Origin of the sequence: Bradyrhizobium sp. NAS96.2, from assembly GCF_001908235.1 — a bacterium.
Taxonomy (GTDB): domain Bacteria; phylum Pseudomonadota; class Alphaproteobacteria; order Rhizobiales; family Xanthobacteraceae; genus Bradyrhizobium.
In genome coordinates, this window is the sequence record NZ_LGHK01000032.1 from 17,365 (window position 1) to 31,509 (window position 14,145).

At 62.2% G+C, this 14,145-nt stretch carries 14 protein-coding genes; 3 read left to right on the top strand and 11 right to left on the bottom strand.

The window, feature by feature from the left end; genetic code table 11:
- Positions 1-85: 85 nt before the first annotated feature.
- On the bottom strand, positions 86-1,867 hold the full coding sequence (locus AC628_RS08970; RefSeq protein WP_083632728.1) for a polysaccharide biosynthesis/export family protein: 1,782 nt from the start codon (positions 1,865-1,867) through the stop codon (positions 86-88).
- Positions 1,868-2,254: 387 nt separating this feature from the next.
- Positions 2,255-3,319, bottom strand: coding sequence for a hypothetical protein (locus tag AC628_RS08980; RefSeq protein WP_074126501.1), 1,065 nt, complete (start codon positions 3,317-3,319; stop codon positions 2,255-2,257).
- A gap of 250 nt (positions 3,320-3,569) precedes the next feature.
- On the opposite strand from AC628_RS08980, the gene AC628_RS42040 reads away from it, so the two are divergent.
- The gene (locus AC628_RS42040; RefSeq protein ID WP_168193337.1) at positions 3,570-4,121 is read left to right on the top strand and encodes an SGNH/GDSL hydrolase family protein; all 552 of its coding nucleotides are present in this window, start codon (positions 3,570-3,572) and stop codon (positions 4,119-4,121) included.
- A gap of 133 nt (positions 4,122-4,254) precedes the next feature.
- Here the strand turns inward: AC628_RS42040 and AC628_RS08990 are convergent, their stop codons facing one another.
- Entirely contained in the window at positions 4,255-4,464 is a 210-nt protein-coding gene (locus AC628_RS08990; protein WP_074126506.1) for a hypothetical protein, read from the bottom strand.
- Between the two features lie 114 nt (positions 4,465-4,578).
- Positions 4,579-5,826: a DNA polymerase IV gene (dinB, locus tag AC628_RS08995; RefSeq protein ID WP_074126507.1), complete on the bottom strand. Its 1,248-nt coding sequence runs from the start codon at positions 5,824-5,826 to the stop codon at positions 4,579-4,581.
- A 373-nt stretch (positions 5,827-6,199) separates the two neighbouring features.
- Between dinB and AC628_RS09000 the strand changes: the two genes are divergently transcribed.
- Together AC628_RS09000 and AC628_RS42045 are read left to right on the top strand one after the other, a co-directional pair.
- Positions 6,200-6,466 carry a hypothetical protein gene (locus tag AC628_RS09000; RefSeq protein WP_074126508.1) on the top strand — a complete coding sequence of 89 codons (267 nt, stop codon included), beginning with the start codon at positions 6,200-6,202 and terminating at the stop codon, positions 6,464-6,466.
- A 240-nt stretch (positions 6,467-6,706) separates the two neighbouring features.
- Positions 6,707-7,855, top strand: coding sequence for a hypothetical protein (locus tag AC628_RS42045; protein WP_083632735.1), 1,149 nt, complete (start codon positions 6,707-6,709; stop codon positions 7,853-7,855).
- Between the two features lie 190 nt (positions 7,856-8,045).
- On the opposite strand, the gene AC628_RS09010 is transcribed toward AC628_RS42045, so the two are convergent.
- The 7 genes from AC628_RS09010 to AC628_RS09040 all read right to left on the bottom strand — a co-directional run bounded on the left by AC628_RS09010 (position 8,046) and on the right by AC628_RS09040 (position 14,142).
- Complete coding sequence (locus AC628_RS09010; RefSeq protein ID WP_502689611.1) at positions 8,046-8,582, bottom strand: tetratricopeptide repeat protein; 537 nt, start codon at positions 8,580-8,582, stop codon at positions 8,046-8,048.
- A gap of 232 nt (positions 8,583-8,814) precedes the next feature.
- Entirely contained in the window at positions 8,815-9,207 is a 393-nt protein-coding gene (locus AC628_RS09015; protein WP_074126509.1) for a hypothetical protein, read from the bottom strand.
- Between the two features lie 12 nt (positions 9,208-9,219).
- Entirely contained in the window at positions 9,220-10,878 is a 1,659-nt protein-coding gene (locus AC628_RS09020) for a type II and III secretion system protein family protein (RefSeq protein ID WP_074126510.1), read from the bottom strand.
- A gap of 418 nt (positions 10,879-11,296) precedes the next feature.
- On the bottom strand, positions 11,297-11,707 hold the full coding sequence (locus tag AC628_RS09025; protein ID WP_245321102.1) for a TadE family protein: 411 nt from the start codon (positions 11,705-11,707) through the stop codon (positions 11,297-11,299).
- Positions 11,707-13,014: a pilus assembly protein TadG-related protein gene (locus AC628_RS09030; protein WP_074126512.1), complete on the bottom strand. Its 1,308-nt coding sequence runs from the start codon at positions 13,012-13,014 to the stop codon at positions 11,707-11,709. The genes AC628_RS09025 and AC628_RS09030 overlap by 1 nt, the downstream gene beginning before the upstream one ends.
- A 9-nt stretch (positions 13,015-13,023) precedes the next feature.
- The gene (locus AC628_RS09035) at positions 13,024-13,446 is read right to left on the bottom strand and encodes a hypothetical protein (protein ID WP_143201503.1); all 423 of its coding nucleotides are present in this window, start codon (positions 13,444-13,446) and stop codon (positions 13,024-13,026) included.
- A gap of 42 nt (positions 13,447-13,488) precedes the next feature.
- Entirely contained in the window at positions 13,489-14,142 is a 654-nt protein-coding gene (locus AC628_RS09040) for a methyltransferase family protein (protein ID WP_074126514.1), read from the bottom strand.
- Between the last annotated feature and the right edge of the window lie 3 nt (positions 14,143-14,145).

The following is a 14,145-nucleotide window of genomic DNA, read 5'->3' on the forward strand; positions in this document are numbered from 1 at the left end:
CCATGGCGGCGGGTTGCACCTCAATGGGGGTAGCTCTCCGGGATATCCGGCGGGCATTCCAGACGGCACGCCGTGCCGCCGGGCATCACTTTGGACCGGACGCCTGATCCGCAACCGCCCGGCCAATCTCCTGGCGGTTGGTGGTGGTGGCCCGCCCAACCGACGATCGATCGGCCGATGATGCCGTCGGGGCTGGCGAATTGGCGTGGTTCGAATTGACCTGGTTCGAGTTCACCTCGGTCGCATTTGCCTGGCTCTTCGCATCGCCGTCGCCCAGGATGACGTTCACGAGATCGCCTGGCTGCAGCACGGTCATCCCGCTGGATTCGATGGCGACCGGCCCGGCCGGCGTTTGCCGCACCACCTGGTAAGTGATCCGGTCTGCTTCTTTCGTGAATTGCGCACGGGTCGCGGGTAGCGCGCTGAGGATCCCCTCGCTGGTATTGTACTCACGCTCATTGTCGTTGATCTGGCGCTCGATGGTCTCGATCTCCAGCTCCAGGTCGTTCCTGACGTCGGACTGGATGCGGAATCCTTCGGCCTCAAGCGTGGCGAGGCGCTGCTTCGCCGTCGCGTACTGATTGAGGGCTTCTCGCTTACGCTGCTCGGCGTCGGTCAGCTCGCTCTGAACCTGATTCAGCACCGTTGCGCTGATCACATTGCGGTCCGCGAGCGCGCGCATGCTGTTGACGCGGTCCTGGCGCAGCTTGACGAGGTCGTCGAGCGACTCCATGCGGCCATACACAACAACATCCTGCTTGGCCGCTTCCAGCGCAGTCTGAAGCGCGCGCTCACGGTTCGCGCGGGCGGTAGCGACCGACTTGCGCCGCTCGCCCTGTTCGTGGACAAGGTTGGAGGCCTCATTCGCTCCCACCAGTTCGATCAGTCGAAGCGGAATCTTGGGCTCGGCGCCGTCGCGTTCGGCCTTCAGCACGGCTGCGCGCGCCAGCAGCTTCAGCATTGCATCCGCCGCCCCGCTCCGCTTCAGGACTTCCCGCACCGCCTCGATCTTCTGCCATGGCTCCGAGGTGCCGCGATCGAGCCCACCGCCCAGCGCCAATGCGTGCAGCACGGTCATGCCGGACACGAACTTGTACGAGCCGGGATTCTTGACGGGCCCCAGCACGTAGATGGGTGAGCGCTCGATCGATAGAATGTTGACCACTCCCTTGCGGCCGAGCAGGCGATCGAAGCTCTCCGCCAAATCGGTACGAACCTGTTGGGTTGACCGGCCGGCAACCCGAATGGTGCCAAGCAACGGCACCGAAATCGTGCCGTCCTCCTGCACGGTGTACGGGACGCTCAGCTCCGGACGCTGCACGAGACCGCGCAAGGCCGAGTTCGACGAGCGTCCCCACTTGTCCTCCTCGACGTCGACGCGTTCGTAGAAGGCGATCGTCAATTTGTCGCCGACCCCGCACAAATCTGCGGCCGGCGTGTCGCGCACCGGGGTGACGATCTTGGAGCGTTCAGCGATCGTGAGAACAGGAGAGTCGCTTGGCGCGGCCGCCGTCATCGCCGGCGCGCTTGGCGAATCCTGCGCCGTCACCGCGGGCACTTGTGCCGCGGCCGGAGACGGCTTGTCGTACCGCGTACCGAGCGCGGCAAACGCCTTCTGCGCCGTCGCGCGCGAGAATATCTCGACGGCTCCCCAGTTTTTACCCGCGGCCACGGCCACCACGGCCAGACTGACGACAACAAGGAGGGCTCTTCTTCCCCATCGAGAGCGGGGTGGCGTGGGCCGAGCGGGCTCGGACTTTTGTTCGACAACCATGCACGCGGCTTTCGCGTTCAATGCCGGCTGCCACATCGCCGAACGCGACCGTGGCGCCAAATGCTGCATTTCGACAAGCAAAGACCTGGCCATGGTGACCCCTGGCAGGAGGACGCACAACTATCCCATTGTGGGCACCCCTTTTGAGGGAAAGGCGGAAAACCCTGTTCAGACGGCTATTCGGACCGGATTTGGGTTCAGGTTCCGCTCGCGATTGCAGGCAGGCGCCAGCTCGACTGAAAGCCAGGTCGGCGGCATCGAGTACGGCTACAAGTTGTCGCAAGGCTAAGCGAGCACCCATCGCCTATCAAGGCGACATCATGAATGTTCGGCGGCGCGGGCGTCCGAACGCACGAAGGCCATTCGTCCCGCTAGGTAACGTTCGCATATGACAGCGAGACGACAGCGCAGGATCCGGTCCATAGGACGGGCTACGCGAGACGCTACGCTTGCGGCCGCCCCCGTCGCGTCACGCCCTCCTCAATCCGGCATCCATCTGATGGAAGCCGGATCGGCGGGCCGCGTGGTGGTGTAGGTCATGAGGTCGTATCCTCGCTCGACGACGAGATCGGCAACTTCGACGAAGCCTTCGCCATTCTCTTCCTTCGAGCTATGAAGCGTGACATCGCTCAGGGGAACATCCTGGTTCGTCAGGGACAGCCTGACCATTCCCTGATGATCGCGAATTGGCCTGCAAATCGGAATGAGCCTCGCCTCGAAATTGGTCGGGTGATAGGGCTTGAGACGCAAGTTCTTGTAGAAGGTTCTGTCTCCCTCGATCGACAGCACGCTCTTGCAGGCTGCTGAATTCACCATGAGGCCGCGGACCGATGAATCCGACCCGATGTGGATCGGATACGTCTCTCCACGTTCCAGCCTGACACCCGAGAACGTTATCAGCCTCGACGAATATTCAAGCGGAGTGCTCGGTATTTGATCCCTGAGCGGGACGCGTTCGTAAGCCGTGAATGCAAACGTGCGTTTGCACTTTGCGGTCGCCGCGTTTCGTATCTTAGTCAAGAAATTGCCAAGGTGCGTGGCTATCACCCCTGACAGGAACTCGGCCGGATGACTGCCGTCTGCATATAGTTCCTTCGCGTCCACGTTGTTGGACTTGACGACGGCGGCAATGACGTCCCGGACGTCAAGGTAGTACCAGTCCTGCTTCTGGCAGACTGAAATGCAGGCGGAGATGATCGTCCTCGATGCGTTGATGTCGCTTACCGGTATGCAAACGAAAACCGGCTCGCAATTGGCGCGTTTGGCAGAATGCCCAATCCACTCAACCCACTTCACAACATCGTAGTAATCGATCGCATTGGCCGAAAGGAGCGAAAAATCGATGACGCACGTGTCGACAATGCAAAACTCCGAGCCTTTGAAGAAGTCGCCCTGGGCGAAGTAAGGGCCGAGCAAGGACGGAGATGCACCGATCCTTCCTGCTGATTTCACTTCAATTGTGTCATCAGCGTCCAGGAACTTCTGGAAAAAGCCCGCCTTCAAGATGCTGTTTGACTGTCCCAGGATCGAAATGCTCAGCGACATCGGATTGACTGCCTTCAGATGGAACCGCGCAATGACATCGACAACGCTTGATGGAACGCTCCGCCACACCGCGTCAACGACATCAATCGTCTATGCCGCGGCGACGTTAGCAATGGTCGCGACACTCTGTCTACCGTCGGTGGGACGAGCGCAGAGTGCGCGAGCTGCATGCGACAAGACCGATGCGCAATTCGCCGTGACACCGGCCATGCCGGACAATGCCGATGCTCTACGCAAATATGAGCGAAATGTGTCAGGCTTAACCAGCGATGTTTCGACGGTCATGCTCGGCGACTCGCTGGTCGAGGCGTGGCCGAAGGAGTTGTCAGCCTCGCTCGGCGCCGGGCCGGTGGCCAACCTCGGCGTCGGACGCGACAGGATTCAGAACACGCTCTGGTTCATCGAACACGAGCGCGAGCGATTGCGTAAGATCAAGCCGAGGTCCGTCATCGTGCTGGTCGGGACCAACAACATCTACCTCGACAAGCCGTGCGGCGTGATGGAATCCTATCAAAAGCTGTTTGAAGAGATCAGGGCGCTTTGGCCGAACGGCAAGATCTACTCGATCCAGATTCTTCCGCGAGGCGAGCAAATGAAGGGGGCGGCCGAGAACATTGGATCGGTCAATTCCGAACTCAGCCGAAGAAGCCGGGAACTCGGAATCAGGACGATCGACGCCTCCAACATCGCTTGCGGACGGACCACGCCGTGCGCCAATTACAAGAGCGATCTCCTGCACCTGACGCCATCCGGATACGAAGCCCTGACCAGGATCGCGAGGGACGGCATCGGTTCATCATAGGCGTTCAGCGCGGCTGCACGGTAACGAGCGCCAGCAAGCGCTGCGTCAGCGCTCCGCTGACAACGATCGCCTGCTGCCATTCGTGCGGCAGGTAGACAGGACCGCGAGCGATCGTCGCGCCCGATCCGATCTCCTAGCTCAGCATCGAGATGATCGACTGCAGCTGATCGGATGCTGACGTCACGAGCCCGTCGAACGACGTCTGGCCGTGGGCGGCCGCCCGCAAGATGCATTCGGCAACCGCCGCCTTGAGACCGAACACGGATTGATCGGCCGGGACGCTTGCCATCACCGTCTCTAGCGCATCGCGCATCGTCTGGATCAGTTCGGCGCTGAACTTCATGGCTATCCTCCGCAGGCGCAGGATAGACCGAGCGCGCCAGGTCACCACTCACAAGCCCGCGATTCCAAATTGCCTTTTCTTAATGCAATGACAGACCGGTGAACCGGCGCAGAGCTAGAGATCCTTCTCGGCCAGCTTGCGGAAATCGTCGGGCACCGAGCGAACGACCTCCAGCGCCGCCGAACCGTATCCGATCGCATCCCAGCCAAAGCGATCGCGGACCTTGTCGATGGCGCGGTCCGCCGCCCAGCGCGCCAGCCCTGCCGGGCTTCCGGCGCGAAGCGCTTCATCGGCCAGTCCAAGCGGAAGCTCGAGCGCAAGATCCCAATGCTCCTCGAGGTGCGACACCGAAATCGCCAGCAGCGAAATGAACTTCTCGCCCGGATGGTCGGCAAGGGCGGCGCGCACCAGATTCTCGGCGAGCCGGGCGAGGATCATCGTCGTGCACACCGGCGCATCGAGCGTCATCGAGCGCGTCACCGATTTCAGGTCGGCGAACCGAACGCGCACCGTCACGGTTCGTCCGGGCCGGGATTTCGCTCGCAGCCGCGTGGCGACGCGATCGGCGAGATGAAGCAGCGTCGGCCGAATGACCTGCTCGATCGCGGGCTTTCGGCCAAGCGCCGATTGTGCGCCTGCCGAGCGCGCGCGCCGATGCGGCTTGAGTTGTCGCGGATCGCGATTCCAGGACAGCGCAGCAAGCTTCTCGCCCGCCGCGGGACCGAGCAACCGCGTCAACGAGCGCTCCGACAATTTGGCGAGTTGGCCGATCGTCGAGACGCCGATTGCGTCCAGCCGTGTCCGGGTGACCGGTCCCACGCCCCACATCAATTCAACCGGCAATTCATGAAGGAAGCCGAGCTCGGCGTCGGGATCAACGACGACAAGTCCATCGGGCTTGGCAACCTGCGAGGCGATCTTCGCGAGGTGCTTGGTGCGGGCGACGCCGACCGAGATCGCAAGGCCGAGCTCGGTGCGCACGCGCCGCCGGATCGCCGCGGCAATTTCGGCGGGCGCTCCGAACAGATGAGTACAACCGGCAACGTCGGCAAACGCCTCGTCGATCGAGATGCGCTCGACCAGCGGCGTGAAGTCGCCGATCACCTTGATGGCCGCGTCACCCAGCCGTTGGTAATCGCTGAAATGGCCGCCGACGAAGATGAGCTGCGGGCAGAGCCGGCGAGCTTCCCGTCCCGACATGCCACCGTGCACCCCGAAGGCCTTGGCCTCATAGGACGCTGCAAGCACAACGCCGCCGCCGACGGCGATCGGCTTGCCTTGCAGCGACGGCTCGAGCAGCTGCTCGACCGACGCGTAGAACGCATCCAGATCCGCGTGAAGGATGGTGGCTGCGGCTGCCATCTCGGCCCGTTCATCCCTGACCTGAGCAAGACCGCCCGTCTTTGGACGCTACGACGGCCAAAAGAACAAATCAAGAACATACTCAAACCCGGTCGACCCGGAATTGTTGCAGGCGCACGCGCCGCGAGCGATGCCGTCTACGTCAGCGGGCGTTGGCGTGCACTCCGCGTCGACGCACATCTTGGCTCGCGCGATATCGAAGCGAGGCTGGTGGTTGAGCGAGGTCGAGGCGGTTGGCAGATCGCTCGGCACCCACGATTACACGCTTGGTCAGAGACGCGCGCGACGACGCACGGCTCTCGCATCCCCATCGCCCTGGTGTGCGCAGGCCGGCATGCTTTGACGGACGGGCTTTTTCGGGTAGACATCCCAAATGACCGACCACTCTCATCAGGTGGACTTCCAGGCTGCGGCCTACCTCTACAAATGGCCTTCTCTCGGCAATTCCAGGCGAGAGGATCGCGCGCCGTATATGATCGTCAACGGAACGCTCGACCAGTGCATTCGGGACTTCATGGGCAAGCCCGAGAAGACCCGACATCTCTACGAGATCCGAACCAAGTCGCAGCCTCCCCTCGTCCCCGATGTGCTGTCGCCCGAGCACGTGATCGAGCTCTCCAGGCTTCGGGAATTTCTCTGAGCTGCGCCGGTGGACTTTGATCCCGGCAGTCGCGTTCGCAGGCGGACTTATCCATCCGTCGTGCGCCTGAAGGCGGATTGTTTGCCCGTGGGGGAGCCGCTACAGTTGCCTGGCTCTCCGACTGACGGGCGTCCACGACGGCATGTTTGATCTGCTTCGACCTCCGCTGAGGTTCGCTCGTCGCCCGCACGGGAGAGCAACGGCTGCACGACCGCTTGATGCGACATCGAGGGGCGCCACATGAGATTCAACCTGGCGATCCTGAGCGTGCTGGCCGCAAGACCCGAGCAACGGATTCCGCTCGAAGAGGTCAGCCGCGAAGTCAAGCGCATGATCGCCGCGGGCGATGCGGCCACGAAGTTGAAGCGATCGTCCGAGCTTGGCGACGCCGACGTGTTCCAATCCGGATGGGCCTCGATCAATGAGACCGGGCTGCAGATCACGGACTCCGGCCTCGCGCTGTGGCGCTCGCTGGAAGCGTCCCGCGCCGAACAGGAACTCGCCGAGCAGGAGATCGCCGAACAGGAGCTCGGCGAACCGCAGGCGGATAGGTTGGAGATTGCTGCGGCCGACACGCGCGATGCGATCGGCGATGCTGTGGTCGAGCAGCCCGACGATATTGCTCGCCAATTGCCGCGCCTGATGGAAGAGCTTGCCGATCGCGCGACCTCGAACGCAAGCCGCCTAACTGCAGCACCCGACCTGCCCGCACGCGCTCCGATCGTCCCCGAGCCGGCATTTGGTTCCGTTCATCCGACGGATCGAAACGATTCTCGGCTGTCGCAACTTGCCGGGTGGCTCGGCGCCAGAATGCCCAAGCTCCGCCGCGCGCGGAAACGGCGATCCACGGACGACGGACCGGATCGACGCAGCGAAAGCCGCGGCGGAATGACGGGGCTGGCCGTTGCGTGCCTCAGCCTGATTTCGGTCGTCGCTTGCGTTGCCGCAGCGATCGCACTCGGCCAGATCTCCACGTTGAAGTCGGACAATGCCGCGCTGCGTCGGGAGCTGGTCCCGCTGAGGGAACGTCTTGCAAGGCTCGAACAGGAAGCTGCGAAACGCGAAGCCGCGGAGCAGGACGAAGCGCGGGACAAGGCCGAAGCGGAGAAGAAGACTGCTGACGCCGCCAGCGAACAGGCTGCGCTCAACTTGTCGCGCGAAGAGATTCAGCTGATCAGGGAATACATCAAGGCTGCCCCTTCGGCCGGCGCGGGGGCGCCGGCGGTCAATGTCGGCGATCCCATCACCGGCGGAATGATTCCGCTGCCATCCGCGCTGATGCAGAAAGTTCCGCGGCTCGTCGGTGCGCGATTTGCGACCCGCAATGGCACCATCATCATCAGCACGCGAAACAGCCGCCGGGTCGATGCCGTGCTGCTGCCGAACTGAGGCGTGATGAGATCAGGTTGAACTGGATCGACAGCGGAGGTTCACCTCTCCCTTGGGAGAGGTCGGCGCGTAGCGCCGGGTGAGGGGTCACGGTCCCTCATGAGAGCTGCGGCCCCTCACCCGATTTGCTTTGCAAATCGACCTCTCCCCGATGGGGAGAGGTGAAGCAAGCGACTCGGGATCGATCAGACTACGGCTGATTGTTCGGCGGCCGCTCGATGAACTTCCGGCTGCCGTTGAGAAGCTCGAGGTTGTTGGCGATCACCGGGTTGCCCGGATCGAGCGAATACGCCTTCTCGAACTTGCGCCGCGCGCCGCCCAGATTGCCGCGCAGCATGAGGGAATATCCCTGGTCGTTCAGGATCTGCACGGTCTCGCCGCCAAGCCGGATCGCCTGCGCATAGGCCTGATCGGCAAGATCGAAGCGGCGGATCTTGTCATAGCTCGCCGCGAGCCCGACCCAGGCGGTCACGTCCTTTGGCGATTTCTCGACCGCATCCTTGAAATAGCGCTGCGCGATGCCGTAATTGCCGCGGTTGTAATGCTCGAGGCCCAACCGCACCGGCTCGTCGGAGGGATAGTATTTGACGTCGGTCGGCTCCTGCACGGGATCGCCGCCCGGCGGATCCACCGGCGCGACGATCGCAGCTTCCCGCGTCGTGTAGTCACAGCCGGCAAGGCCGGTCGCCAAGCAGCAGCAGATCAACGCCGGCGCAAGACGATGCAACCCTCGTCCCGCTCCCCAGGTCCAGCGCATCTCTTGCCCCATTCGAAACATCATCGCGAAACTACCTACGAGAAACAGACCGCGCGACCGAATCACTGAGGCCAGCGCCAGAAACCAACGTCGCACTTCCCTGTCGAGCCTGCCCCGGTATCTGGCCCACGCCGCCAAGGTCGATCGAGAAATCGACGTCCCAGCGCCAAATGCCACCAAGCTGTGACCCGTCAGCTCACTCCTATTTGCCGACCCCGACGGCCACCGAACCTCCGGTCCCCGCTCCCAATCCGGTCGTGTTGACATTCTGAATCGTGGTGACGGGCGGCGGCTGGCCCATCGCCTTGGTTGGATCGCCAAAGTCGGGCAGTTGATCGACCGGCCGCGACGTGGTGCCGTAGCGCTTCACGCTCTCGGTCACACGCCGTGCGTCATACGCGATCCTGCGATCGCCGACATAGGCCGGCCACGGATGGATCGTGTGGGTGGCGGCGTTGACCTCTTTGGCATTGCCGGCACTCATCGTGATGGTGTCGGAGCGCTGCACGTAGCGGTCCATCTCGTCATGCCCGTACACGCCGTAGCAGCCGCCGAGCAGCAAGGGGGCGAGCAAAGCCAGATATCGGATGGTCATCTCCCGCCTCCTCTAGTTCAGGGTTTTCACGACCGGCTGGTCTACAGCGGCAGCCGGTGGCGGAGCGCGGACGACCGCATCGGGCGCGATGATGTGGCCATAGGGTCCCTTCACGTCTCCGCCGGAGTTGACGTAATCATTGTAACGCTTGCGGACTTCCATCTGGCCATTGAGGAAGAAATCGACGTCGTTGGCCGGCAGGCGGGAGTCGAGCGGCGATGCCAGTTGCTGGCCGGGCGCCGCCGGCGCGACCAGGCGCGGCGTCACGATGATGACCAGGTCGGTTTCCTGCTGCTGGTAGGACTTGCTGCTGAACAAGGCTCCGAGCACCGGCACCGAGCCGATCCAGGGCAATTGCGACACGTCCTGCTGGTTGCGGGTCTGCAGCAGGCCGGCGATCGCGAAGCTCTGGCCGTCGCGCAATTCGACGGTGGTGCGCGCGTCGCGGCGGGTCAGTGACGGCACGCTGGTGCCCTGGATCGTGATCGAATTGGCGAAGTCGAGCTCGCTGACCGAGGGCTCGACGCGGAGGTTGATCAAGCCGCGCGAGAGCACGGTTGGCACGAAGGCCAGCTCGACGCCGAACTTCTTGTACTCGATCGACACGGTCGGAAAGCCGGATGTCGACTGGCTCGGGATCGGCACCGGAAATTCGCCGCCCGCCAGGAAGCGCGCGGCATCACCGGAAAGCGTGGTCAGGTTCGGCTCCGCCAGCCGCCGCGCCAGTCCCTTGGTTTCCAGCGCGGTGATCAGCAGATCGACCGAACTGCCATTGCTGGTCCGAAGAATGCTGGTCAGCAAGCTTCCGAACGGCGCCGGAGACACTCCGCCGGCGGACCCGACCAGCGTTCCGATCGTTCCCAGCACAGGAAGGCTGCCCGTGGGAGCGGCGCCGACTTGACCGCCGCCGGCACCGAAGGCGCCATTGTTGGTGTTGATACCCCCAATGGGATTTCGGCCAGCGGCGACAACGCCACCCTGCCCCGAGAGACCGATGTTGGTTCCATTGGCGTTTGCCGCCATCAGGTTCACACCGAGGTCGCGCCCGGCCTGGCGGTTGACCTCGAGGAAGCGCACCTCGAGCATCACCTGCTGCGGCGCCGCAACGCTCATGGCATTGACGACGATGGCGCCCTCGGGAACGCTGCCCTTGGCGATCGTCAGCGCCTTCTCCGCGGCGACCGCATCGGCGGCTATTCCGCTCAGCACCACCTGGCCTTCGGACGCAGACACGCGAATGCCGCGCGTGCCGGTGCCGGCCTGGATGTTCTGCTGCATATTGCCGATATCGAACGTCACTTCGACATCGAGGATGCCGATCTGCTTCATCGAGCTGTCGAACAGGATGACGTTGGTGGTGCCGGTCTTCTTGCCCTGGACATAGACCAGATGGTCGCTCAGCGACTTGACGTCGGCGATGTCAGGCGAACCGGCCACGATCGTCGAAAACGCCGTGTCGACCCTGAAGGTACGTGACTTGTTGACGGTCACCTTGACGCGCTGGACGTCGCTCATCTCGCTGACGAAGACGCCGCTGGACGACGGAGCGCGCCGCTCCGCGGCGGCGGCAGGATCGGCGAAATGAAACAGGGCGACCGCGGCGCCAAACGCCATCGCGCTCAAGGCGACCAGCCCAAGTCCCGCATCGACCGAAACGCGACTTCCCATCATGCCAATCCCCTTCGCCGCGTCTCCGCGACGATTCCCCGTAAACCTACGACCTCGACGTCCCGATCACTCCAGTTCGTGCACCACGCCGTAGAGCTTACAGTCTGTCCGACTACAAATCGTTACTCGCGAAATTCCCATTCCCTGGCGTGTCGAGCTGAACCAAAACGCAGTTTGCTCCGCGATCCCCACCCACCAGGCCGCTAATGGCGGCTCCGGATCATCCCCCGCGGCGCGCCCTGATTGCAAGGAAAGAGCCCGGCCGGGCAGCGGCAACCCCTGAGAAAACTGCCCGATGTTGCCAGGGTGCACCACTTCCGTAGCCCGGTTGGGTTATTTGCCGGCGCGCGCAGCGCCGCGGGCGTCCGGGCGGACGCCTGCCGGAACGATCCGACCCCGGCCAACCCCGAATCGGGGCTTCTCAGAACGGAATCGTGGTGGACGCGCTCGGCGCGTTGAGGGACGTACCCCAGATTGGCATCAGCATGGCGAAGCCCGACTGGGATGCCGTCACCGTCAGCGCAGAGGCACCGGCGGTCGTGGTCACCGTCGGCGTGAGACCGGCACCATACAGGAAGGGAGCAGCGACCTGCTTATCTGCGGCAGTCATGTAGTCACCGGTGCAAGCAGATGGTGACGTACCTCCGACTACAGCAGGCGTGTAGCACCCGACCATGTTCGACCGAGCGGCAGCATCCGCGAGCATGCGCAACGACTGCATCGTGATCGCGTACCGTCCGAAATCAAAGATGGCGAAGATCAGAGTGAACAGGGGCACGGCGACCAGGCAAAATTCCAGTGCCGCGACGCCTCGTTGATCGAGTTTTCTCATCACGGCACCAAAAGAACAACTTGGGTTTGAGCAACTGTCCCCGGAGCACAGCCGGTCGTGTTCAGGTAAGCACTGCCGGTCATCGTCAGAGTGTTGGCTATGACTTCTGAACACGTCGTATTTGCATTCGCACTCGTACCGCTCCAAGTCACATCAACATTTGGAAAGTACATCGCGCCGCCCAGGTTAACGGTGGTGCCATTGCCGTTGACGGTGACAGCATTGTTGCTCTTGTTCGGCGCCTGATCGTCAATCAGAACGCCGGCCAATGCAGGATAGGTGGAATTGCTCGAAGGGGCCGAAAGGTTAACCGAAGCGCTGCCGCTGATAGAGATTGACGAGTCTCCAAGCAGTACAAGGGTTACACCCGTGCCCGAGATGGTACCGCCGTTCAGTTTGATAGCTGCGTTGTAAAAGAAGTAGGTTCCCGCCTGAAGCGTTACCGTGTTCCCGGTCGTGCAGGTCAGATCGCCGTAAAGACTGGTAGGAGTGTTCGGCGACAAAGTGCCACTACATGGCGGTTTGCTTGTCTTGCCCGTTGCAGAGTTGAATGAGGCCGAATCCAGTCCCGAAAGCGGATTCTTAGCAGTTGGCATGAAGTAGTTGTACGGCACGCCGGGACTGCCACACTGGGTGGCGTTTGGAAGGCAGCCTTTTGCGGCGTCGACGGCCCAACCCGTCCCAGTGAAGGCTGGAGTACTCGAATACTTGACGGTATCGTTCGACATCAACCCGCAACCATTTCCCGAGTTGGTGACGTTACCGCCGATTGTAAGCGCGCTGTTGTTCGGCCACCTGCCGAGCCCCAATGCGCATAGGTTTTTCGGGTTCTGCACTTGGGCAACGGCCGTCGCACCTATGTTGACAGAAGTTAAGCCGAGCACCGCCGCCAAATATGCGCCCTGCTGCTGGCTCACGTTGGCCTGTACGAAGTTTCCGGCAGAGCCCTTCCATGATGTAAGCAAAGCAATCGTGACGGTCTGCGAGACGCCACTCGGAAGGCTGGCAGCACAGGTGGAGCCTGGATAGGATGTGTCGCCCGAGTTACAGAACGTGTTCTGCGCGGCGAATTCTTTGCCGCGATAATCCATCGACTGCGTATCCGCACAAGTTAGTGATCCAAGAGAACACGCCAGTCGCAAGGCGCCTGAATAAGCTGCCGCATCAGCAGCATTCTGCGCGCGCTGCTTGATAACATACCAAGACCCCGCCTCGGCGCCGAGCGCCATCATTCCGATCAGAGGTACCAGGGCGACGACCGTCGCGAAGGCAACTGACCCTTGGCGGCAATGGAGCATGTTGCGCATCGAATACTCCTATTGAAACCGTTCAGAATACGACAGCGTGTACGTGCAGGAATTGCTGCAAAGCGCGTACCCTAACACCATAGGCGCAAGGGTAACCGTCGTCGTAAATGAATAATATTTGGGCGAGAGCGAAGCGTCAGAACAGCCCGTCTGATTGTCGCCGCAAATGATTGTCGGATCGCTGATCGGGTAACGCGGATCAGCATTAGCCCTCGAACGCACAGTTGTAAGCCAAGTCGACGTGCTCGTGACATCAGTCGGCTGATTGTATTGCAAATATTGCCCAAACCCACGTAGTGCCGCGTACGCTGATATGTAGTTGAAGCCAGCCAGCGCCAGATCAACGAGCGGCAGCAGAATAACCAAGAACAAGAAAGCGAAAATGAACGGCATCTCGAACGCGACGGCGCCGCGCCGATCCGCGATCAGCAAACGCTTGAGGCTCCTGTCACTTTCCCTGCAAGGCATGGCCGCTCACCAGACGTAGGGAATCAATCTCCAGCGCGATGCTTCGTAGCTGGAATATTCGGGAAGCGTGCGCCGAAGCACGTCCTCCTCGTAGAGGATCCGGCTGACCTGGATGCCGACGTGCAGGATCAGCAAGGCGACCGTCATCCAGCTCAGATGCTGCAGCACGACCCCGAGGAACACGATCTCTTCCGACAGATAGAGAGGATGCTTGATCCATTTGTACGGGCCGGTCTGCACCACCGAACGCGCCTGTGGCACCAGGCTGAACGACCGTCCCAGGTGCCGGATCGTGACGAGGATCATGATCACGCCGGCCAGCACGCAAACCGTGGATACCAGGTTCGCCAGCGTCCCTTCGGTCTTCTCGAAGAAGGTGATCGTCCATGGCCAATAGGTGCCGACGAATGCCGCGATCCGCGGCAGCAGGCCTTCCGCCTGCGCCTTGGCAGGTCCCCGGGTGAGGATCAGCAGCGCCAGCAGCAGGTAGAACACCGCGACGCAAAGGCTCGACACGATCGATGGCCAGGGCTCGCCGCCCATCGCTCCGAGCTTGAGCGTGACCACCAGCCCCAGAAGGAGAAACCACGCGCTGCCCAGGACCCGCGTGATCCGATCGTAGGCCAGGCTTGCCGGCAATGTCATTGTACTTGCGCTCATTGT

Bases quoted from the DNA above. Each gene is read 5' to 3' on its own strand.
- AC628_RS09025 (WP_245321102.1), bottom strand. From the start codon at position 11,707: ATGAGAAAACTCGATCAACGAGGCGTCGCGGCACTGGAATTTTGCCTG.
- AC628_RS09000 (WP_074126508.1), top strand. From the start codon at position 6,200: ATGACCGACCACTCTCATCAGGTGGACTTCCAGGCTGCGGCCTACCTC.
- AC628_RS42045 (WP_083632735.1), top strand. From the start codon at position 6,707: ATGAGATTCAACCTGGCGATCCTGAGCGTGCTGGCCGCAAGACCCGAG.
- AC628_RS09030 (WP_074126512.1), bottom strand. From the start codon at position 13,014: ATGCGCAACATGCTCCATTGCCGCCAAGGGTCAGTTGCCTTCGCGACG.
- AC628_RS09015 (WP_074126509.1), bottom strand. From the start codon at position 9,207: ATGACCATCCGATATCTGGCTTTGCTCGCCCCCTTGCTGCTCGGCGGC.
- AC628_RS08970 (WP_083632728.1), bottom strand. From the start codon at position 1,867: ATGGCCAGGTCTTTGCTTGTCGAAATGCAGCATTTGGCGCCACGGTCG.
- AC628_RS09040 (WP_074126514.1), bottom strand. From the start codon at position 14,142: ATGAGCGCAAGTACAATGACATTGCCGGCAAGCCTGGCCTACGATCGG.
- AC628_RS08990 (WP_074126506.1), bottom strand. From the start codon at position 4,464: ATGAAGTTCAGCGCCGAACTGATCCAGACGATGCGCGATGCGCTAGAG.
- dinB (WP_074126507.1), bottom strand. From the start codon at position 5,826: ATGGCAGCCGCAGCCACCATCCTTCACGCGGATCTGGATGCGTTCTAC.
- AC628_RS09020 (WP_074126510.1), bottom strand. From the start codon at position 10,878: ATGATGGGAAGTCGCGTTTCGGTCGATGCGGGACTTGGGCTGGTCGCC.
- AC628_RS08980 (WP_074126501.1), bottom strand. From the start codon at position 3,319: ATGTCGCTGAGCATTTCGATCCTGGGACAGTCAAACAGCATCTTGAAG.